We start from the raw sequence: 20,823 nt of genomic DNA on the forward strand, positions 1-20,823 counted from the left end.
AACGCACCGGAGCCTTTATGTTACACTGCGCACCTGAACTTTTCCCTGTGGTGTGCCCGTGGCTCAAAACTCCGTATTTCTTCCTGAACAATTCCTGGCGCAGATGCGCGAGGCGCTTCCTTCTCACCTGTCGTTAGATGATTTTATCGCCGCCTGCCAGCGTCCGTTACGCCGAAGTATTCGCGTCAACACGCTGAAAATCAGCGTCGAGGATTTTCTGGCGCTGGTCTCGCCGTACGGCTGGCAGCTTACGCCGGTACCGTGGTGCGCCGAGGGGTTCTGGATCGAACGCGATGACGAAGCCTCGCTGCCGCTGGGCAGTACCGCTGAACATCTGAGCGGCCTGTTCTATATTCAGGAAGCCAGCTCGATGCTGCCGGTGGCCGCCCTGTTCGCCGATGGCAATGCGCCTGAACGCGTGATGGATGTTGCCGCCGCTCCTGGCTCAAAAACCACGCAAATTGCCGCCCGAATGGGTAACCACGGGGCGATCCTCGCCAACGAGTTTTCCGCCAGCCGCGTGAAGGTGCTGCATGCCAACATCAGCCGCTGCGGTATTCATAATGTTGCCCTGACGCACTTCGACGGACGCGTGTTTGGCGCCGCTTTACCGGAAGCCTTCGATGCCATTCTGCTGGACGCGCCCTGCTCCGGCGAAGGGGTGGTGCGTAAAGATCCCGACGCGTTAAAAAACTGGTCAGTTGAGAGCAACCTTGAGATCGCCGCCACGCAGCGCGAGCTGATCGACAGCGCATTTCACGCGTTGCGCCCTGGCGGCACGCTGGTCTATTCAACGTGCACCTTAAACCGCGATGAAAACGAAGACGTCTGCCTGTGGCTGAAAGCGAACTACCCGGAGGCAGTTGAGTTCCTGCCGCTTAACGGCCTGTTCGCCTCGGCACAGGAGGCGGTCACGCCGGAGGGTTTCCTTCACGTGTTCCCGCAGATTTACGACTGCGAAGGTTTTTTTGTGGCGCGTTTGCGTAAAACGCAGGCGGTTGAGCCCCTGCCCGCACCTAAATTCAAGGTCGGCAACTTCCCGTTTTCCCCTCTTAAAGGCCGCGATGCAGCACAGCTTGAAGCCGCCGCCAAAAAGGTCGGACTGGTCTGGGATGAGAGCCTGCACCCCTGGATGCGTGATAAAGAGATATGGCTGTTCCCGGCACAGATCGAGCCGCTCATCGGAAAGGTCCGTTTTTCGCGAATCGGGATCCGCCTGGCGGAAGTGCATAATAAAGGGTATCGCTGGCAGCATGAGGCCGTTATCGCCCTTGCCGGACGCGAGAATACCTTTGCCCTGACGCATCAGGAAGCCGAAGAGTGGTACCGTGGCCGCGATGTCTATCCGGACAGCACGCCATCAGGCGATGAAGTGATAGTGACGTATCAGGGATATCCGCTGGGGCTGGCAAAAAAGGTCGGCTCAAGGCTGAAAAACAGCTATCCGCGCGAGCTGGTTCGGGACGGCCGTCTGTTTACCGGTAACGATCGCACAGCCTGAAAAAAAGCGCATTTTTTTACTGGCGATTTTGCTCTCCTTGTCTACGATCAAAAATGGGTGATCGCACTGGTCATACCAGATTTTGACAACCGACCCGGAGAGCACTATGACGAAAACCAGCGTGCGTATTGGCGCTTTTGAGATCGACGACGCAGAGCTGCGCGGCGAAGCGCAAGGCGATCGAACGTTAAGTATTCCCTGCAAATCCGACCCGGATTTGTGCATGCAGCTCGATGCATGGGATGCAGACACCAGCGTCCCGGCAATACTTGATGGCGAACATTCTGTCCTTTACCGCGAGCATTACGATAGCAAAACCGATGCCTGGGTCATGCGTCTTGCCTGACCTAAAGAGAACCCGCCCGAAGGCGGGTTATTTATTACTGCAGCTGCGCCAGCGTAAAGTAACCGTCGAAAACAGCCCCCGTATCAATGTAGTGAAGATTATTAAAATCATACCTTCTGTCGAGAGGCGTATGCCCAAACCAGAAATGATCCGCGCCGCTGATGCCCTCTCCTTTACCCACCATAAATCCCATCAGTCTGTCGCGGTTCCATAAGACGCGCTGGGCGCAAACCGGTTTTTGCCATCGGTATTCCGCGGCCGGATAATCCGCATGGGCAATCACATTCAGACCGTTCGCACAGGTTATCTCGATGATATGCGGTAAATCGCGACAGGCGTCGAGCAACGACAGGGCAAGCTGTTGCTGGTCGCGTTCAAGATGCGAAAACCATATTCCGCCATTCATCGTCCAGAGTGAAAAATCGTTATTATCCAGACTGTCGAGAGCCATTTGCTCATGGTTTCCCCGCACGGCACGAAACCATTTTTCATGAATTAACTGCAGGCATTTAACGCTATCAGGGCCACGATCGATCACATCCCCGACCGAAATAAGTAAATCCTCATACGGGTTAAACTGACGGCGTTTAAGCTCATCCATAAGCCACTGGTAACAACCGTGTATATCGCTGACAACCCAGACGTGACGCCACATCCCACCTTCAATTCGCTGATACATAGAACCTCCTTTAAACAGTATAGCCGCCGCAGAAAAGGCGACAGACCGGCGCGGTCGTCACGAAGTGAAACAAACGGTAAACCAAACAGAAATAAAGATCCTCGCGCTATTAATCCCTTTTTATTGGCTCTTTAGAATAAGGGTATAAAAAAAGAGGGGTCTTCACGTGTCTAATACGCACCTGCATAACGATGTTTTCTATCCGCATCGCACAAATATTATTTCCGAGCTGGTGAACGGCAAACGCGTGCCGGGTCCAATCTGGCGTAAACGCGAATATCGCCTGAAGTTCCTTTTACGCTCGCTTCTGTTCTGGTCTTCTACCCATCGCATGCTGGAAGCCCTTTCGGGTCGCGACGATTTCGACAGGCTGCTGGCCTCTCAAATTACGTTGCCCAGCAAGACCCACCGACAGTATCTGATGCGCGGCCTGACGGCTAACGATCGCGCCGACGCTATCGTCAACCATTACTACTGGATTGATAGCCTGAAAGAGAGCGGTCTCGCTCAGGCCCTGAGCAGCCCGCAGGAGCAAACCGTTGTGCAGTTCCACGCCAAAGACGGCGTAACCTATACGGTCAATGCTTCCTCTGCGGGGAAAGCCGAGCGCGAGGGCGAAAGCACCTTGTGGCTACGCGACAACGAGGATACGCTGCTGGCCAGCCTGACCTTCAGCGTCGCGCGCAGCAATGGTCAGCAAGTGATGGTCATCGGCGGCCTTCAGGGACCCCGTCGCAGCGTATCGCGAGACGTCATTAAACAGGCCACCCGCGCCTGCCACGGCCTGTTCCCCAAACGAGTGTTGATGGAAGTCCTCTTCCAGCTGGCTGCACAGTCATCTGTCCGGGCGATTTTTGCCGTCAGCGATGAAGGGCACGTTTTCCGCGCGCTGCGATATCGCCTGAGCAAAGGCCGCCATTTCCATGCCAGCTACGATGAGTTTTGGGGATCTCTGGACGGTAAAAAGCTGTCAGCCTTCTGCTGGCAGTTGCCGCTGCAGATGGAGCGTAAATCCCTTGAAGAAATTGCCAGTAAAAAACGCGCCGAATACCGCCGTCGCTTTGAGCTGCTCGATGAAATAGAGGCATCCGTTAAGTCCCACTTTTAAGCCTGGCCAGCGTCTCCGCTCACTGCATAGCGGATGCATTCCGTTTAAAAAAGAATGATAAAGCAGCCCACTATTGCACAGGGCGAGGGCGCTCAGTTAGCATTGCGCGAAATGAAACCGGCGAATGCGTTGGGAAGAGCGCAATGTGGGCGCAAAAATGAGGGACTTCGGTAATGATCTATGACTGCTTCTTATATTACGATGAAGATATGCTTCTCGAAATCAGGCTAAACACGCTCGCGGACGTTGTCGATCGCTTCGTTATCGTTGAGTCAACGCATACTTTTACCGGTAAAAAGAGGCCGCTGCATTTTGACATTAATAAATACAGCCAGTTTAAAGATAAAATTATCTACGTTGTTCATGATAAAGAACCGATTACGAAAGCCGCTGAAGAATCACACCCTGCTCGGGAGGTGATTCCGGGTCTGCCAGAGGGAATGGTGGTGGATGCGTGGGCAAATGAAGCCGCGCAGAGGAATGCCATCATGCAGGGTTTGACGCATGCCAACGATGATGATTTGATTTTAGTTTCCGATGTCGATGAGATATTTTCACCACAGGTGGTAGCATCGATAAATCCCAAAAAGCTCTGCACCACTATTTATCAGAATTTCTATAATTATCAGTTCAACCTGCAGGTTTTTAATACTGACAACACGCCAAGAAAATGTAAATTACCGCGAGCCACACAATATAAAAATCTCGTTAGTTTCTTTGGCGGCGAACCTGAATCATTCAGGAATCTTAAACGCACCCGACGCGTTAAAAACTGGTCCTGGCTAAAGTGGAACTGGTTCAAGATTAACAACAGCATTATTGACAATGGTGGCTGGCACTTCTCGTGGGTAATGACCCCCGAGCGCATCTCAGAAAAAATGTCGACCATATCCCATACTGAATACGATCTTCCTGAGTTTAACAACCCGGAACACATCATGAAGGTCATTAAAAATGCGGAAGATATCTGGGGTCGGGACAGGACATTAATCAAGCAAGAGCTAACGGTTGAAAACTTCCCGGAGTACATTGTCCGCCACAAAGACAAATTCAGCGCGTTCATTATTTAGCTTAGGGATGCCCTTTTGCTCGCCAGAGGGCGTTTGCTCAGCGGTCGCTCGGCCACAAAATTTTAACAAAGATCCCAAAAAACCCTGGACGCACGCGGTCCTGAGTATGTTATGGTTTAGACAGGATATGGAATGTTCGAGAAAGTTTCGGGTGATTTAGAGTCAACACCGAACAATGCTTTGAAAAACATACAGATAAAAAGAGACCGAATACGATTCCTGTATTCGGTCCAGGGAAATGGCTCTTGGGAGAGAGCCGTGCGCTAAAAGTTGGCATTAATGCAGGCTAAGTCGCCTTGCCTTTTAAGAATAGATGACGACGCCAGGTTTTCCAGTCCACAGCAAAAGCGGTCGGAAAAAAAGCGCCAGAGCATCATTAAAAGTGAAAAACCGCAGTGCTTTCGCAAGCATCTGCGGTTTTTTATTGGAAACCCGAACGTTAGCAGAGCTTGTCGGCGCGCTCGATAAACGGTGCCAGACTCTTTTTTTGTCCCGGATGCGCCGGGTCATCGATCTGAATAATGCTAATCGGCTGGCCGCTGCTCTTGCCGCTGGCTACCTGCTGCTCTGCGGTATCATTCAGCGGGTATTGCACCAGCGTGCTCGGGTTGATGGCATACAGCGCATGGCCCGGACGGCAGGTCAGCATCACCTCTTCGCGATTGAACGCCCATTTGTCCTTACCCACTTCAAAACGACTCACGGTGATGACCTGCGGTGCGGCAAGCGCGCTCCCCGTACAGGCCAGCAATAAGAGAGAAAGTACTGTCTTTTTCATATGATATTTAACCTTGTCAGAAGGGTTCCCAGGTGGCGAACAGACTGACCGTTGCCAGCACCAGCGCTCCCAGCACCACTTCTGCCTGTGTCATCCTGATAAAAATCTGTTGTGCTCGCCCGCTCTCCGGACGAAACCGTGGCACCAGAAAATACCGATTTGCCAGCGCAATTACCACCATCAACGCCACCAGCGCACATTTGAACAACAAAAACCGCACGTAGCCAGCCTGCCAGGGAATATCGAGGCCCAGTATCATGAGCGCATTTATCACCCCGGAGAGCAGCACGCCCGCAACGGCGTAATGCCCCACGCGCGAGAAGCGCATCATGGTAAAGATGGCGGCATTCTGCCAGCGCCCTTTCGCCAGACGCATGCAGAACAGCAGGGGCATTAATCCGCCAAGCCAGGTGGCGGCACATATCAGGTGAAAAGCATAATTAAGACGCTGCAGCGCCCCCGTCGGACCGTCGTTCATCGCCGCATGCCCTACCCCAGCCAGCAGGATAAGCTGTCCCATTGCGAGCAGCAGCAGCCGCGAACCTTTCAGCGGCGCAAGCCATGCCGCACCGACCGTCAGCGCAGCGAGGATTATTTGCCACAGCCAGACGCCGCCAAACCGGGTTCCCATCACGCTGAACCATACCTGTGGCGCAAACACATCTCCCCAGCCGTTGCCCATCAATCCGCCCTGCAGCACAAACATCAGGACCGCAGCCGCCAGGCTCACTAAGGCCGCCACTTTCTGCTGCGACAGAAAACGCCGGGACAGCAGACGGTGAAGAGACGAAGGCGCAAACCAGACGCTGTAAAGCGCATTGCCAAACACCAGCATCAGCGCCCCGAAATGGATAAAGCGTAGCCCGATATAACACAGCGTCAGCATGCTATTTCACGCTAAAGTGATAGCTGCCTTTGGTTTTATGGCCATCCACGGAAACCACATGCCAGTCCACCTGGTAAGTCCCTGATGCCAGCGTTTGTTCCAGCGGCACGGTAAGCTGAGCTTTGTTCTTTTCGTCGCGCGTAGCGGTTCCCGTTTTGATGACCTGCTTTTGCGCATCCGTTACCACCACACCGCTAAATCCAGGTTCGATACCTTCTGAAAAATTCAGCGTAAGTGCCTGCGGTGCGGTCACCACGCTGTCTGCTGCCGGGATCTGCTGTTTAAGATGTGCATGTGCCAGCACGGAAGGCGTCATCATTGTCGAGGCCACAAAAACCAGTGCGCAGACCGCGCGGGAAGCGGAGAAACCCATCCTATCATTCCTTTTTGTTATGTCTGTATGCTAAAGAATAACGCTGTATAATAAACGAGTCGAGGATCATCCTGCCTCCGCTTGTCATCGTCGTGCAATCGCGGTAACGTTGCCGCCGCATAAAAAGGAGAAGGTAATGAAGATCAATCTGGCCGCCCTTCCGCAGGACGAGATGGATAAAGTGAATGTCGATCTCGCTGCCGCTGGCGTCGCGTTCAAAGAGCGTTACAACATGCCCGTCGTGGCTGAAGTCGTGGAACGGGAACAGCCCGCCCATCTGCGCGACTGGTTTCGCGAAAGACTCATCGCCCACCGCCTCGCCTCGGTCAACCTCTCCCGTTTACCGTACGAGCCTAAAGTTAAATAAGCTTAACGAGTCGTTACATTTCCTTACGCGGAATCTGGCAGGATAAGAAAACCCTGATTATTTTAGGTGTATTCTTAAATCTCTGCGACTCAGTGTATAAGGAAGTCACGATGTCACATTGGAATATAGCGGCAGCCCAGTATGGCGGGCTGCATCAGACTGTAGATGACCATGTTACGCACCACCTGCGCTTCATCGCCGAAGCAGCACGGCAGCGGTGCGATCTGCTGGTTTTCCCTGAACTCTCATTAACGGGCTCTGGCTCGCCGACGTTACCTCCCCCGCCCGATGACGCGCAGCTGGAGCCGCTGCTCAACGCGGCACATCAACACCAGATCACCGTTATTGCCGGGCTCCCCCTGGAACAGAATGGCCAGCGCCAGAAAGGCCTTGTGCTGTTTTCGCCCGCTCGCCATCGCATTTTGCGCTATCCGCAAGGGGGCGGTGCCAGCCTCGTGCCGGGGGATAAACACCTTACCATCCTTGATGCACATCCCGATTCGCCCAATCTCGATCCCCGGGCAACGCTTGTTACCAGCTGCCAGTCGGTGGGGGATAATCGCTGGCGGCAGTCCATCAGTAACCTGCAGCGCTTCGCGCATAAATATGCCATTGCGGTGCTGATGGCGAACGCCTGCGGCGGCAGCGCGCTCTGGGATGAAAAAGGCCAGCTGATCGTGCGCGCGGATAAGGGCGAGCTTCTGGTGACCGGCACGCTCGGCGGAGAGGGTTGGCAAGGCGATATCATTCCTTTAGGCTAGGCGTTTTAAGCTCAGGAGTTTTCAATGCTGCGCGTCATCGATACCGAAACTTGCGATCTTCAGGGCGGAATAGTGGAAGTGGCCTCTGTCGACGTGGTTGATGGTAAAATCGTCAACCCAATGAGCCATCTGGTGCGTCCCGATCGCCCCATCAGCCCTCAGGCGATGGCTATCCATCGCATTACCGAATCGATGGTGGCGGATAAGCCGTGGATCGAAGAGATCATTCCGCACTACTACGGTAGCCCGTGGTACGTCGCGCATAACGCCAGCTTTGACCGCCGGGTATTGCCTGAAATGCCGGGGGAATGGATTTGCACCATGAAGCTGGCGCGTCGTCTCTGGCCGGGGATTAAATACAGCAACATGGCGCTGTACAAGTCCCGCAAGCTCAGCGTTCGTACCCCTGAGGGGCTTCACCATCACCGCGCCCTGTATGACTGCTATATCACCGCCGCGTTGCTGATTGATATTATGAATATCTCTGGCTGGACGCCGGATGACATGGCGACGATCACAGGACGTCCCGCGCTGCTGACCACGTTTACCTTTGGTAAATATCGCGGGAAGCCGGTGTCCGAGGTGGCGGATAAAGACCCGGGCTATTTGCGCTGGCTGTATAACAACCTCGACAGAATGAGCCCGGAGCTGCGCTTAACGCTGAAACATTATCTGGGCGACGCTTAACGCTCCGCACGGCCTGGCAGCGTGTCCTGCGCCAGGCCTATTAAAAAGGCATATTCCAGAGCAACCCCTTCGTACGATTTAAATCGCCCCGATTTCCCCCCGTGTCCGGAATCCATGTCGGTACACAGCAGCAGCAGATTGTCATCGGTTTTCAGCTCACGCAGTTTTGCCACCCATTTTGCCGGCTCCCAGTATTGCACCTGAGAATCATGCAAACCGGTGGTGACCAGCATATGCGGGTAGGATTTCGCCTCCACGTTATCGTACGGGCTGTACTCTTTCATATAGCGGTAGTACATCTCATCCTGCGGATTCCCCCACTCCTCAAACTCCCCGGTAGTAAGGGGAATGGATTCATCGAGCATGGTCGTGACCACATCGACAAACGGAACCTGCGCGACAATCCCCTTAAAGCGGTCGGGACGCTGGTTGATCGCTGCCCCCATCAGCATACCGCCCGCGCTGCCCCCCATCCCAAAGCAGAGCTGCGGATCGCCGTAGCCCTGCTCAATCAGCGCATCGCAGACGTCGAGGTAGTCATTGAAGGTGTTTTTCTTCTTCAGGAATTTCCCGTCTTCATACCAGTGCTGGCCCAGCTCACCGCCGCCGCGAATATGGGCGATGGCGAAAACAAAACCGCGATCGAGCAGGCTTAACCGGCTGCTGCTGAAATCGGCGTCCATGCTTGAGCCATACGAGCCGTAGCCGTACACCAGAATCGGGTTTTTGCCTTTCTGGAAATGAGCCCGATGGTAAACAAGAGAGACCGGCACCTCCACGCCATCACGGGCGGTGACCCACAGGTGCTCGCTGCGGTAGTTGTCGGACTCAAACCCTTTTACCTCGGTCTGTTTAATCACCTGGCGCTGCCCGGTATCCATATCCAGCTCAAACAGGGTGTCCGGCGTGGTCATGGAGGAGTAGCCGTAGCGCAACCGCGACGATTCGGGTTCAGGGTTGAACCCAATCCACGTCACGTAGGCCGGGTCATCAAACGCAATCCCCACCACTTCCCGGGTTTTTCGGTTGATTTGCCGGATACTGGTCAGCCCGCGCTGACGCTCTTCCACCACCAGCCAGTCGGTAAAGAGGGTGAACCCTTCCAGCATCACCTGATCCCGCGCGGGGATAAGCACCTCCCACTTGCGCTCATCGCGCACTTTGGTTTTATAGAGACCAAAGTTTTTGCCCTCGCGATTGGAGCGCAAATAAAAGCTGTGCTGGAAGTGGTCCAGGCTGTACTCGTGATCCTTGCGGCGCGGCAGGAAACAGAGCGGCTGGGCGTCCGGCAGTTCGGCATCCAGCAGCAGGACTTCCGACGTCGTCGCGCTGGCAAGGAAGATAATCACATAGTGGCGTGAGGAGGTTTTATGCAGGCTGACATAGAACGTTTCGTCTTTCTCTTCATAAACCAGCTCGTCGTCAGCGGAGTCCGTTCCCACGGTATGTCGCCACACCTGGTAAGGCAGCAGCGTCGACGCGTGCTTTTTGACGTAGTAAACCGTCTCGGAATCATTCGCCCAGACAAAATCCGGGGAGACGTTTTCCAGCATTTCCGGATACCAGTTGCCGGTCTCCAGATTGCGAAACCGCAGGCCGTACTGGCGGCGGGAGAGATAATCCTCCGCCAGCGCCATCACCGCGTTGTCAGGGGAAATGGACATGCCGCCCAGGGTATAAAACTCGCTGTGGGCGGCGCGCTGGTTGGCATCCAGCAGAATATCCCACTCATCCCATTCGGCGCTTAACACCGACTGACGCTGGTAGATGGGATACTCATTGCCGGGCTCGTAAATATGGCGATAGCGATAGCCGTTTTTGGTCCAGGGCGCGGAGATATCGCGCTGGGGAATACGCTGCACCATTTCATTCAGGAGCTGGTCCTGAAGCGTCTGCTGGCTGGACATGACCTTGCGGCCATAGTCGTTTTCCTCGTGCAGGTAGTCGAGTACCTCTGGCCGGGAGCGCGAATCGTCCCGCAGCCAGTAATAGTTGTCTATACGCGTATCGCCATGCGTGGTGATCGCATAAGGAGTACGTCGGGCTTTCGGTGGCATGTCATCATTCTTTTAAGTTTTACACCCTATAAGGTTGGCAAAACCCACGCATGATGCAAGCGAAACAGCGTCGCGACGGCGACGACTATCCCTGTAACGCCTGTTTTTGCTCCCGGATATCCCGCTCAATGCCCTCGCGCACGTCCTGAGGGATCTTTAACGCATCGCCCAGGGCGTTAAGGTAGCTCCGCTCCATAAAATGATCGATATCGATGGCTGCGCAGCTGAGGAAATAGAGCTCCAGCGCCTCTTCCTCATTTTTCACACTTTGGGCAAGACGCTGCGGCTCGAGCGGCTGTTCTATCGCCTGCGCCACCAGCACTCTTCCCTTCTCTTCAACGCCGGCTTCGCGCAGCTGCTGCTCGATCGCCGCTCGTTCCTTATCGTCAATATGCCCGTCGCTTTTCGCGGCAAAAACCAGCGCAAGAATGAGCCGTTCGGTACGCAGATCCAGCGGCGAGGTGTGCTCGCCGTAATGCGGTTCATCGCTGTGCGCGGTCCGTATTCTGTCCTTGTATTTATTCCACAGCACGGAGCCCGCGATGGCGCCGCCGCCGGCCAGCAACGCGCCTGTACCATACTTTGCCAGCAGCTTGCGTGAGGATTTATTCGCGACCAGCAGGCCTGCCAGCCCGCCGAGCGCTCCGGGTACCAGCAGTTTGCTGAGGTCCCGCTCGCCAGACGATGTTTTCTGCCCTAACAGGGATTGCAATTGATTTATCCAGCCAGACATGGTTTCCCTCACTTAACGGTGAACATGTTTCACAGCGTAAGCGAGCAGGCGTCAGGAAATGTCTGGTCGGGCTAAAGAAGCGCAAATTTCTGTCCCCTCGTTTAGCCGTGCACGAGACAGACGCAAACGTTTTCGTTTATACTGCGCGCAACTTTTTCAGGGGGATTGTTATGATTCGTTTAGGAACTGCGCTGCGACCTGCGGCGACGCGAGTGATGCTGTTGGGATCGGGCGAGCTGGGGAAAGAGGTCGCCATTGAGTGCCAGCGTTTAGGTGTGGAAGTCATTGCCGTAGACCGTTACGCCGACGCACCCGCCATGCACGTCGCCCATCGTTCTTATGTGATTAACATGCTGGATGGCGATGCCCTTCGCGAGCTGATTACGCGCGAAAAACCCGATTTTGTCGTGCCGGAAATTGAGGCCATTGCCACCGATACGCTGATCGCCCTGGAGCAGGAAGGCCAGCGCGTGGTGCCCTGTGCGAAAGCCGCAAAGCTGACCATGAACCGCGAAGGCATTCGTCGCCTGGCGGCGGAAGAGCTGGGATTGCCCACCTCGAGCTACCGTTTTGCTGGCGATAAGGCCGCGTTCCTGCAGGCCGTCGAGGAAATTGGTTACCCGTGCATCGTTAAGCCGGTGATGAGCTCCTCCGGAAAAGGACAGAGCTTTATTCGCGACAGCGGTACCCTGGATAACGCGTGGGATTATGCCCAGCAGGGCGGCCGTGCCGGGGCCGGTCGCGTGATCGTCGAAGGCGTCGTGAAGTTTGATTTCGAAATCACCCTGCTGACCGTCAGCGCCGTTGACGGCGTCCATTTCTGCGACCCGATTGGTCACCGTCAGGAGGATGGCGATTACCGCGAATCCTGGCAGCCGCAGCAGATGAGCACCCTGGCGCTGGAGCGTGCTCAGGAGATCGCCCGTAAAACCGTCCTGGCGCTGGGCGGCTATGGCCTGTTCGGCGTGGAGCTGTTTGTGTGCGGTGATGAGGTGATTTTCAGCGAAGTCTCCCCTCGCCCGCATGACACCGGCATGGTCACGCTGATTTCGCAGGATCTCTCCGAGTTCGCCCTGCACGTGCGCGCGTTCCTCGGCCTGCCCGTCGGCGGTGTACGTCAGTATGGCCCTGCCGCCTCGGCGGTGATCCTGCCGCAGTTAACCAGCCAGAACGTCACGTTTGATAACGTCGACGGGGCAGTGGGCGCAGGATTGCAGGTACGTCTGTTCGGCAAGCCGGAGATCGACGGAACTCGCCGTCTTGGCGTGGCATTAGCCACCGGAGATAACGTTGACGACGCTGTGGCAAGAGCGAAAGCGGCTGCTGCGAGCGTTAAGGTTGCAGGATAAAAAAACGGGCCAGAAGGCCCGTTTTTCATATGGCGAATGGCTTACTGCTTCGCGCCTTCAACCGCTTCGCGAGCCAGTTTGGTAATGCGATCCCAGTCGCCCGCTTCCAGCGCATCCGCCGGAACCAGCCATGAACCACCGATGCACAGCACGCTTTTCAGCGCCAGGTAGTCACGGTAGTTGGCAGGAGAGATACCGCCCGTCGGGCAGAAGCGTACCTGAGAGAAGGGACCCGCAATCGCCTGCAGCGCTTTGGTGCCGCCGTTCGCTTCGGCCGGGAAGAATTTGAACTCTTTCAGACCGTAGTCCATGCCCAGCATCAGTTCAGAGACGGTGCTGATGCCAGGGATCAGCGGAATAGTACCTTCCGTGGCGGCTTTCAGCAGCGGCTCGGTCAGGCCAGGGCTGATGGCGAACTGCGCGCCCGCTTCGGTCACTTCCGCCAGCTGCTGCGCGTTGAGAACGGTACCCGCACCGATGATGGCGTCCGGCACTTCTTTGGCGATAGCGCGGATAGCGTCCATCGCGCAGGCGGTGCGCAGGGTGACTTCCAGAACGCGAACGCCGCCCGCAACCAGCGCTTTCGCCATCGGTACAGCGTGCTCCAGCTTGTTTACCACGATAACCGGCACGACAGGGCCAGTGGTCAGGATTGCTTCTGCACTTGTTTTCCAGTTTTTCATCAGAGTTTTCTCTCGCCAGATCGTTAAAATCAAGTCGTCTTAAAACGTAATACAGGTTGCGCCCTGCTCCGCACCGGAGAGTTTCTCACGCAGCGCGCTGAACATTTCGCGTCCGGTCCCCACGCGCGATGCGCTCAGGTCAGGAATATGAGGCTGACGTGCCGCCAGCTCGGCTTCATCCACCAGCAGGGTTAACTCGCCCGTCTGACCGTTCACGCGGATCATGTCACCGTCGCGTACTTTCGCCAGCAGGCCACCGTCGTAGGCTTCCGGCGTCACGTGGATGGCTGAAGGCACTTTACCGGATGCCCCGGAGAGGCGTCCATCGGTGACTAGCGCAATTTTGAAACGGCGGTCCAATAATACACCAAGTGGTGGCATAAGTTTATGTAATTCTGGCATCCCGTTGGCTTTAGGCCCCTGGTGACGCACCACCACCACGCAGTCTTTATCGAGCAGACCGACGTCAAAGGCAGGTAACACGTCATGCTGGCTTTCAAATACCACCGCCGGCGCTTCGATAACCTGGTTCTCTTCCGGTACGGCAGAGGTCTTCATTACCGCACGACCGAGGTTGCCGCTCAGCACTTTGGTGCCGCCATGAGGAGAGAACGGTTTGTCGATCGTGGCAATCACCTGCGCATCAAGGGACGCGCTCGCCCCTTCACGCCAGTCCAGCTCGCCGTTGTTCAGCCACGGCTCCTGGGTGTAGCGCTGAAGGCCAAAGCCCGCCACGGTATTCACGTCTTCATGCAGCAGTCCGCCTTTCAGCAGCTCGCGCATCAGCAGCGGTACACCGCCTGCGGCCTGGAAGTGGTTAATATCCGCCGGACCGTTCGGGTACAGCCGTGCCATCAGCGGCACCACGGAAGAGATCTCGGAGAAGTCATCCCAGTTAATCAGAATGCCCGCCGCACGCGCCATGGCCACCAGGTGCATGGTGTGGTTGGTTGAGCCCCCGGTTGCCAGCAGCGCGACAATCCCGTTGACGATGACTTTTTCGTCGACCATTTTGCCCATCGGCATCCATTCGTTGCCGTTGCCGGTCAGACGCGTGACCTGACGGGCCGCGGCCTCGGTCAGCGCCTTGCGCAGCGGCGCATCTGGCTGGATAAAGGACGAGCCCGGAAGCTGCATTCCCATAAATTCCACGACCATCTGGTTAGTGTTAGCCGTACCGTAGAACGTACAGGTTCCCGGCGCATGATAGGACGCGGCTTCCGCCTCCAGCAGCGCCTGACGGTCTGCTTTCCCTTCCGCGTACAGCTGGCGGATACGCACTTTTTCTTTGTTCGGCAGACCGCTCGCCATTGGGCCGGACGGGACGAAGATCGCAGGCAGATGCCCAAACGACAGCGCCGCCATCACCAGGCCCGGGACAATCTTGTCGCACACGCCGAGGTACAGCGCGCCATCGAACATATTGTGTGACAGCCCCACCGCGGCAGACATGGCAATCACTTCGCGGCTCAGCAGGGACAGCTCCATGCCGTCCTGCCCCTGCGTCACGCCGTCGCACATGGCAGGTACGCCGCCCGCCACCTGGCCCACCGCATTTACGCTGTGCAGCGCGTTGCGGATGATAGCGGGATAGACCTCATACGGCTGGTGTGCGGAAAGCATATCGTTATAGGAGGTAATGATGGCGATATTGTTACGCAACATGCTTTTCAGCGACGCTTTATCATCAGGCTGGCAGGCGGCGAAGCCGTGCGCCAGGTTCCCGCAGGCCAGCTGTGATCGGTGGACGGTGCTGCTCTTTGCCTGTTCAATCCGGGCGAGGTAGGCCGAACGGGTCTCTTTCGAGCGCTCGATAATGCGTTGTGTTACGCGTAACAATGTCGGATTCATAAAAGCTCCTCTTAATTATCTGTCCGGCTCGGGAGTTTACAAAGTCGCTGGCAGTTGTTAACAACGCTGAAACGCTTGCTGTCCGGAGCTCAGGGGCAAAATCACTTCCGGCAGTGTAATAAAAAAAGCTCCGCGGGTGAATCCACGCGGAGCTTAAAAGTTGAAAATTGTGCCACTAGCTGTGTTAGATCATGTTACCGGTAAAATAACACTTTCGAGCTAGAGGATTATCTTACTCAAACTCGTTCCAGGAGCGGCCATCGCGGGTGATCATTGCCACCGACGCGACAGGTCCCCAGGTACCCGCCTGATACGGTTTTGGCGCATCCTGATCGGCAGCCCAGGCTTCGGTGATGGAGTCGACCCATTTCCACGCCTCTTCCACTTCGTCGCGACGCACGAACAGCGCCTGGATACCGCGCATGGTTTCCAGCAGCAGACGCTCGTAAGCATCGGCCAGGTGCGTCTGATTAAAGGTTTCGGAGTAGCTCAGATCCAGCTTGGTGGTCTGCAGGTTGTGTTTATGATCCAGCCCCGGCACTTTGTTCAGGATCTGGATATCCACCCCTTCGTCCGGCTGCAGTCGAATGGTCAGCTTGTTCTGCGGCAGTTCCTGCCAGGACTCTTTGAACAGGTTCAGTTCCGGGTTTTTGAAGTAAACAACCACTTCGGAACATTTGGCCGGCAGACGTTTACCGGTGCGCAGGTAGAACGGAACGCCCGCCCAGCGCCAGTCGTCGATATCCACGCGGATCGCCACGAACGTCTCGGTGTTGCTGGACTTGTTCGCGCCCTCTTCTTCCAGGTAGCCCGGCACTTTTTTGCCTTGCGCAAACCCGGCGGTGTACTGGCCGCGGACGGTCTTCTCACGCACGTTGGAGCGATCGATGCGGCGCAATGACTTCAGCACTTTCACTTTTGCGTCACGGATGCTGTCAGCCGTCAGGTCAGACGGTGGAGACATGGCAATCATGCACAGAATTTGCAGCAGGTGGTTCTGGATCATGTCGCGCATCTGACCGGCCTGGTCAAAGTAGCCCCAGCGACCTTCAATCCCCACCTCTTCCGCCACGGTGATTTCCACGTGGTCGATAGTGCGGTTGTCCCAGTTATTCACAAACAGGGAGTTAGCGAAACGCAGCGCCAGCAGGTTCAGTACCGTCTCTTTACCGAGATAGTGGTCGATACGGTAGACCTGGCACTCTTCAAAGAACTCGCCCACCTGGTCGTTGATTTCACGCGAGGTTGCCAGCGACGTACCCAGCGGCTTTTCCATCACGACGCGCGCCGGTTTGGCGTTCAGTTTGGCTTCACCCAGACCTTTGCAGATGGCGCCGAAGGTGCTTGGCGGCATGGCGAAATAGTTAATGGTGACACGGTTTTTCTGATCCAGCATCGCGCCTAAGCGGGTAAACGCGCTGACGTCGTTGACGTCCAGGTTGCAGAAATCGAGGCGTCCACTCAGGGTATCCCACAAACTTTCATCAATTTTTTCCTTCATGAAAGTTTCGAGCGCCTCGCGGACGACTTTGGTATAAGCGTCCTTATCCCAGTCGGCGCGCCCGACACCCAGGATACGGGTATCCGGATGAATTTGGCCCGCTTTCTCCAGTTGATACAGGGAAGGCAGCAATTTTCGGCGTGCAAGGTCGCCTTTCGCGCCGAAAATGACCAGGTCACATGCCTGGGCTGTTTGCGTTACCGCCATGTCATTCTCCTCAGTTGGATCACCTGGTACTTCTGCCAGGTATCGTTGTAATTTTATTACAATGCACTGTACTGCTTTTACGTCATTCCCGAAACCATTAGCGCTTATCGTCGCGTGCGATAACGCGATTTTTCCCCCTTTGGAGGATTACGACGGCGCAATGACGCAACAACCGTCGTTTCTTTGCGCAACGGGGTCACAGCAAAACCCGACACCGATCAAGTAATGAAAAAAAACAACAACATTATCTTGTCGATTGTTACCCTTAATGGAAGCCACAAGGGTAATATCGGTTAAATCGAATCACGATTTCATCAATTTATGAAATCGTTTACACCCATGAGCGTCCTGTTAACATGAACATGCTGGAAAAAATCCAGTTTCAACTGGAACACCTTAGCAAATCCGAGCGAAAAGTGGCCGAGGTCATTCTCGCCTCCCCCGCTCAGGCGATTCATTCAAGCATCGCCGCTCTGGCACAGGAAGCGGGTGTTAGCGAACCGACGGTCAATCGCTTTTGCCGCAGCCTCGAAACGCGCGGCTTTCCTGATTTTAAACTGCATCTGGCACAAAGTCTGGCTAACGGCACCCCATATGTTAATCGTAATGTGGATGAAGACGACAGCGTTGATGCCTATACCGCGAAAATTTTTGAATCGGCTATGGCTTCGCTTGACCACGTCCGCCAGTCTCTGGACATGAGTTCCGTGAATCGCGCGGTGGATTTGCTCACCCAGGCCAAGCGGATTGCGTTCTTTGGTCTCGGGTCGTCTGCCGCAGTGGCGCATGACGCCATGAACAAATTTTTCCGCTTTAACGTCCCGGTGATTTATTCCGATGACATTGTGCTGCAACGCATGAGCTGTATGAATTGCAGTGAAGATGACGTCGTGGTACTGATTTCGCACACCGGCCGCACCAAGAGTCAGGTAGAGCTGGCGCAGCTGGCCCGTGAAAACGATGCCATGGTGATTGCCCTCACCACGGCAGGCACGCCGCTGGCGCGTGAGGCGACGCTGGCGATCACCCTCGACGTGCCGGAAGACACCGACATTTATATGCCGATGGTTTCCCGACTGGCGCAGCTCACCGTGATTGACGTGCTGGCAACCGGTTTTACCTTACGTCGGGGCGCAAAATTCCGGGATAACTTGAAGCGGGTCAAGGAAGCGCTGAAGGAATCGCGTTTTGATAAAGAATTGCTTATAAAGAGCGATGTTCCCTGATAGTTGATAACGAAGACGTAACCAATAATTACGATGTAACGATTTACGGCATTCGGTCCACTCTCCGCTGCCTTGCAGCAGATGAAGGCCGATTCAATGTTCACGCAACACCAAAGTTGTTTCAGTCAACGGAGTATTACATGTCCAGAAGGCTTCGCAGAACCAAGATCGTAACCACCTTAGGCCCGGCCACCGACCGCGATAATAATCTCGAGAAAATTATCGCCGCCGGCGCCAACGTGGTGCGTATGAACTTCTCTCACGGTACGCCAGAAGACCATAAATTACGTGCCGATAAAGTGCGTGAAATCGCAGCCAAACTGGGCCGCCACGTTGCTATCCTCGGCGATTTGCAGGGTCCAAAAATTCGTGTCTCGACCTTTAAAGAGGGTAAGGTTTTCCTCAATATCGGCGACAAATTCCTGCTTGATGCCAACCTGGGCAAAGGCGAAGGCGATAAAGAGAAAGTCGGTATCGACTATAAAGGCCTGCCGGCTGACGTGGTGCCGGGCGATATCCTGCTGCTCGACGACGGTCGCGTACAGCTGAAGGTGCTGGAAGTTCAGGGCATGAAAGTGTTCACCGAAGTCACCGTCGGCGGCCCGCTCTCCAACAATAAAGGCATCAACAAACTGGGCGGCGGCCTCTCTGCAGAAGCGCTTACCGATAAAGACAAAGCGGACATCGTGACGGCTGCGCTGATCGGCGTTGACTACCTGGCGGTCTCCTTCCCGCGCTGCGGTGAAGATCTGAACTATGCGCGTCGTCTGGCGCGTGATGCAGGCTGCGATGCTAAAATCGTCGCGAAAGTTGAACGCGCGGAAGCCGTTTGCGATCAGGATGCCATGGACGATGTGATCCTCGCGTCCGACGTGGTAATGGTCGCGCGTGGTGACCTGGGCGTGGAAATTGGCGACCCTGAGCTGGTAGGGATCCAGAAAGCGCTGATTCGTCGCGCACGTCAGCTGAACCGCGCGGTGATCACCGCCACTCAGATGATGGAATCGATGATCACCAACCCAATGCCAACCCGCGCAGAAGTCATGGACGTGGCTAACGCCGTGCTGGACGGTACCGATGCGGTGATGCTCTCTGCGGAAACCGCTGCGGGCCAGTATCCGGCAGAAACCGTGGCCGCCATGGCGCGCGTCTGCCTGGGCGCTGAAAAGATCCCAAGCATCAACGTCTCTAAACACCGTCTGGACGTGCAGTTTGACAACGTGGAAGAAGCGATTGCGATGTCTGCGATGTACGCGGCAAACCATTTGAAGGGCGTTACCGCGATCATCACCATGACCGAATCTGGCCGCACCGCGCTGATGACCTCTCGTATCAGCTCTGGTCTGCCGATCTTCGCCATGTCCCGTCACGAACGTACCCTGAACCTGACGGCGCTGTACCGCGGCGTGACGCCGGTTCACTTCGACAGCACCAGTGACGGCGTAGCTGCGGCGCACGATGCCGTAAACCTGCTGCGCGACAAAGGCTATCTGGTGTCCGGTGATATCGTCATTGTGACCCAGGGCGACGTGATGAGCACCATCGGCTCAACCAACACCACGCGCGTTATGACCGTCGAGTAATAATGTCTGTGTTAAAAAGCCCTCTCCAGATGGAGAGGGCTTTTATTATTTCCGCGGATAAAGCTCTTTGCGTTTATAGGGCTCAGTTTCACCCGGCTTACGCGTTTTAAGCAGCTTCAGGATCCACGTGTACTGTTCGGCATGCGGCCCCACCAGGATTTCCACCTCTTCGTTCATTCGACGCGCAATGGTGTGGTCGTCCGCGGTCAGCAGATCATCCATCGGCGGACGGACCTCAATACTCAGGCGATGCGTTTTGCCGTCATAGACCGGGAATAGCGGGATCACGCGGGCACGACAGACTTTCATCAGGCGACCAATCGCGGGGAGCGTCGCTTTATAGGTCGCAAAGAAATCGACAAACTCGCTGTGCTCGGGGCCGTGGTCCTGATCCGGCAGATAGTATCCCCAGTACCCCTGACGTACCGACTGAATGAAGGGCTTAATGCCATCGTTACGCGCATGCAAACGTCCGCCAAAACGACGACGCACCGTATTCCAGACAAAATCGTAGATTTTATTTCCCTGGTTATGGAACATCGCCGCCATTTTCTGCCCCTGAGACGCCATCAGCATCGCCGGAATATCAACGCCCCAGCCGTGGGGGACGAGGAAAATGACTTTCTCGTCATTGCGGCGCATCTCCTCGATGATGTCCAGCCCTTTCCAGTCAACGCGATCGACGATTTTATCCGGCCCTTTCAGCGCCAGTTCAGCCATCATCGCCATTGCCTGCGGCGCGGTGGTATACATCTCATCAATGATTGCCTCGCGCTCGGCGTCGCTTTTCTCAGGAAAACAGTAGTAGAGGTTGATCTGCGCGCGGCGGCGGGCGCTCTTGCCCAAACGCCCGGCCAGACGGCCAATTTTCCCCAGAACGGGATCGCGTACGGAAGCAGGCAGCATCGCCATCCCCGCAAAAGTGTAAACACCAAGCCAGGCGCCCCAGTTGCGCGGATGGCGGAAGGATTTTTCAAACTCAGGAATGTATTCAATATTGTTTTTTTTGGTTTCCATGCTGGATCCAGGGTCTGATGACGCAAAATTTTATTCAGATAGTGTAGCGAGGCAGTCGTC

20 protein-coding genes are annotated in these 20,823 nt (G+C 55.5%); 10 read left to right on the forward strand and 10 right to left on the reverse strand.

Annotated elements, in window-relative coordinates:
- Positions 1-58: 58 nt before the first annotated feature.
- Positions 59-1,501 carry a 16S rRNA (cytosine(1407)-C(5))-methyltransferase RsmF gene (rsmF, locus tag EnteroDNA1_RS05445; RefSeq protein ID WP_069302998.1) on the forward strand — a complete coding sequence of 481 codons (1,443 nt, stop codon included), beginning with the start codon at positions 59-61 and terminating at the stop codon, positions 1,499-1,501.
- A gap of 106 nt (positions 1,502-1,607) precedes the next feature.
- On the forward strand, positions 1,608-1,847 hold the full coding sequence (locus EnteroDNA1_RS05450; protein WP_008500472.1) for a YebV family protein: 240 nt from the start codon (positions 1,608-1,610) through the stop codon (positions 1,845-1,847).
- A gap of 34 nt (positions 1,848-1,881) precedes the next feature.
- Here the strand turns inward: EnteroDNA1_RS05450 and pphA are convergent, their stop codons facing one another.
- Positions 1,882-2,526, reverse strand: coding sequence for a protein-serine/threonine phosphatase (pphA, locus tag EnteroDNA1_RS05455; protein ID WP_069302999.1), 645 nt, complete (start codon positions 2,524-2,526; stop codon positions 1,882-1,884).
- Between the two features lie 166 nt (positions 2,527-2,692).
- Between pphA and EnteroDNA1_RS05460 the strand changes: the two genes are divergently transcribed.
- Positions 2,693-3,634: a VirK/YbjX family protein gene (locus EnteroDNA1_RS05460; RefSeq protein ID WP_069303000.1), complete on the forward strand. Its 942-nt coding sequence runs from the start codon at positions 2,693-2,695 to the stop codon at positions 3,632-3,634.
- A 173-nt stretch (positions 3,635-3,807) separates the two neighbouring features.
- Complete coding sequence (locus EnteroDNA1_RS05465; RefSeq protein WP_064672719.1) at positions 3,808-4,704, forward strand: benzoate transporter; 897 nt, start codon at positions 3,808-3,810, stop codon at positions 4,702-4,704.
- 439 nt (positions 4,705-5,143) lie between these two features.
- Here EnteroDNA1_RS05465 and EnteroDNA1_RS05470 read toward each other — a convergent pair whose 3' ends face one another.
- Genes EnteroDNA1_RS05470 through yobA form a run of 3 tightly spaced genes read right to left on the reverse strand, consistent with a single transcriptional unit; the run spans position 5,144 to position 6,741 of the window.
- On the reverse strand, positions 5,144-5,482 hold the full coding sequence (locus EnteroDNA1_RS05470) for a YebY family protein (protein WP_069303001.1): 339 nt from the start codon (positions 5,480-5,482) through the stop codon (positions 5,144-5,146).
- Positions 5,483-5,498: 16 nt separating this feature from the next.
- Positions 5,499-6,368 (reverse strand): copper homeostasis membrane protein CopD, encoded by an 870-nt coding sequence (copD, locus tag EnteroDNA1_RS05475; protein WP_033145841.1) that lies wholly within the window; start codon positions 6,366-6,368, stop codon positions 5,499-5,501.
- A gap of 1 nt (position 6,369) precedes the next feature.
- The gene (gene yobA / locus EnteroDNA1_RS05480; RefSeq protein ID WP_033145842.1) at positions 6,370-6,741 is read right to left on the reverse strand and encodes a CopC domain-containing protein YobA; all 372 of its coding nucleotides are present in this window, start codon (positions 6,739-6,741) and stop codon (positions 6,370-6,372) included.
- Positions 6,742-6,877: 136 nt separating this feature from the next.
- On the opposite strand from yobA, the gene EnteroDNA1_RS05485 reads away from it, so the two are divergent.
- The 3 genes from EnteroDNA1_RS05485 (at position 6,878) to exoX (ending at position 8,556) form a co-directional block, all read left to right on the forward strand.
- A complete protein-coding gene (locus EnteroDNA1_RS05485; protein WP_008500465.1) occupies positions 6,878-7,108 on the forward strand; it encodes a DNA polymerase III subunit theta in 231 nt (76 codons plus the stop codon).
- A gap of 110 nt (positions 7,109-7,218) precedes the next feature.
- The gene (locus EnteroDNA1_RS05490) at positions 7,219-7,869 is read left to right on the forward strand and encodes a carbon-nitrogen hydrolase family protein (protein WP_033145843.1); all 651 of its coding nucleotides are present in this window, start codon (positions 7,219-7,221) and stop codon (positions 7,867-7,869) included.
- A gap of 24 nt (positions 7,870-7,893) precedes the next feature.
- Positions 7,894-8,556 (forward strand): exodeoxyribonuclease X, encoded by a 663-nt coding sequence (gene exoX / locus EnteroDNA1_RS05495; protein WP_010432611.1) that lies wholly within the window; start codon positions 7,894-7,896, stop codon positions 8,554-8,556.
- Here the strand turns inward: exoX and ptrB are convergent.
- Complete coding sequence (gene ptrB, locus EnteroDNA1_RS05500; protein WP_069303002.1) at positions 8,553-10,613, reverse strand: oligopeptidase B; 2,061 nt, start codon at positions 10,611-10,613, stop codon at positions 8,553-8,555. The genes exoX and ptrB overlap by 4 nt on opposite strands.
- Before the next feature lie 85 nt (positions 10,614-10,698).
- Positions 10,699-11,346 carry a tellurite resistance TerB family protein gene (locus EnteroDNA1_RS05505; RefSeq protein ID WP_069303003.1) on the reverse strand — a complete coding sequence of 216 codons (648 nt, stop codon included), beginning with the start codon at positions 11,344-11,346 and terminating at the stop codon, positions 10,699-10,701.
- 170 nt (positions 11,347-11,516) lie between these two features.
- On the opposite strand from EnteroDNA1_RS05505, the gene purT reads away from it, so the two are divergent.
- Complete coding sequence (gene purT, locus EnteroDNA1_RS05510) at positions 11,517-12,695, forward strand: formate-dependent phosphoribosylglycinamide formyltransferase (RefSeq protein ID WP_033145846.1); 1,179 nt, start codon at positions 11,517-11,519, stop codon at positions 12,693-12,695.
- Positions 12,696-12,736: 41 nt separating this feature from the next.
- Here the strand turns inward: purT and kdgA are convergent, their stop codons facing one another.
- From kdgA to zwf, 3 genes are all read right to left on the reverse strand, one after another.
- Entirely contained in the window at positions 12,737-13,378 is a 642-nt protein-coding gene (kdgA, locus tag EnteroDNA1_RS05515; RefSeq protein ID WP_014884307.1) for a bifunctional 4-hydroxy-2-oxoglutarate aldolase/2-dehydro-3-deoxy-phosphogluconate aldolase, read from the reverse strand.
- A gap of 39 nt (positions 13,379-13,417) precedes the next feature.
- Entirely contained in the window at positions 13,418-15,229 is a 1,812-nt protein-coding gene (gene edd / locus EnteroDNA1_RS05520) for a phosphogluconate dehydratase (RefSeq protein ID WP_069303004.1), read from the reverse strand.
- Positions 15,230-15,461: 232 nt separating this feature from the next.
- A complete protein-coding gene (gene zwf / locus EnteroDNA1_RS05525; protein WP_023312228.1) occupies positions 15,462-16,937 on the reverse strand; it encodes a glucose-6-phosphate dehydrogenase in 1,476 nt (491 codons plus the stop codon).
- Between the two features lie 356 nt (positions 16,938-17,293).
- Here zwf and EnteroDNA1_RS05530 point away from each other — a divergent pair, with 356 nt between their 5' ends.
- Together EnteroDNA1_RS05530 and pyk are read left to right on the forward strand one after the other, a co-directional pair.
- The gene (locus EnteroDNA1_RS05530; RefSeq protein ID WP_023312229.1) at positions 17,294-18,163 is read left to right on the forward strand and encodes a MurR/RpiR family transcriptional regulator; all 870 of its coding nucleotides are present in this window, start codon (positions 17,294-17,296) and stop codon (positions 18,161-18,163) included.
- 140 nt (positions 18,164-18,303) lie between these two features.
- Positions 18,304-19,746 carry a pyruvate kinase gene (gene pyk, locus EnteroDNA1_RS05535; protein ID WP_039263653.1) on the forward strand — a complete coding sequence of 481 codons (1,443 nt, stop codon included), beginning with the start codon at positions 18,304-18,306 and terminating at the stop codon, positions 19,744-19,746.
- Between the two features lie 45 nt (positions 19,747-19,791).
- Here pyk and lpxM read toward each other — a convergent pair whose 3' ends face one another.
- Positions 19,792-20,763 (reverse strand): lauroyl-Kdo(2)-lipid IV(A) myristoyltransferase, encoded by a 972-nt coding sequence (gene lpxM / locus EnteroDNA1_RS05540; RefSeq protein ID WP_033145849.1) that lies wholly within the window; start codon positions 20,761-20,763, stop codon positions 19,792-19,794.
- Between the last annotated feature and the right edge of the window lie 60 nt (positions 20,764-20,823).

Origin of the sequence: Enterobacter sp. HK169 (genome assembly GCF_001719105.1) — a bacterium.
In the GTDB taxonomy this organism is placed as follows: Bacteria; Pseudomonadota; Gammaproteobacteria; order Enterobacterales; family Enterobacteriaceae; genus Enterobacter; species Enterobacter asburiae_B.